Source organism: Stenotrophomonas sp. CASM114, assembly GCF_049384325.1.
GTDB classification, from domain to species: Bacteria; Pseudomonadota; Gammaproteobacteria; order Xanthomonadales; family Xanthomonadaceae; genus Stenotrophomonas; species Stenotrophomonas muris.
On the sequence record NZ_JBMRGJ010000049.1, the window covers coordinates 1 to 456 of the forward strand.

At 57.0% G+C, this 456-nt stretch carries 1 rRNA gene; it reads right to left on the minus strand.

The annotated features are described in order from the left end of the window. Nucleotides 1-338 precede the first annotated feature (338 nt). Nucleotides 339-453 (minus strand): 5S ribosomal RNA (rrf, locus tag VG566_RS20415). Nucleotides 454-456 lie beyond the last annotated feature (3 nt).

Here is a 456-nt window from a genome sequence, read left to right on the forward strand (position 1 = left end):
AGATCCGGGGAAGTGGCCTCAGCGCCGTTCCCGTGTGCTGCGAAGTTTCCTTCGTAGCGAGCCGCCCATTATAGCCGGCTTTTCCGCTTCGTCAACACCTTTTTTCAAGGCCGTCTCACCGGAGTGGACGTTGTTGCCGATGCTGCTTCGTCGTTGGGCCCGAGGGCCTTTCGTCGTTGCGAGCCGCCTATTATGGCAGGCCTTTCAGCTTTGTCAACAACTTGTTTGAGGAACTTGAAGCTCTTCGTGAAGTTGTTGCCGCAAGTCCAGGTCGAAACCCGATGCCTGCAAAAAAAGGAAAACCCCGCTGCGCATGCAGCGGGGTTCTCGGGTGTAAACCCTGGCGATGACCTACTCTCGCATGGCTTGAGCCACACTACCATCGGCGCAGCTGCGTTTCACTTCCGAGTTCGGGATGGGATCGGGTGGTTCCACAGCGCTAATTTCACCAGGGAG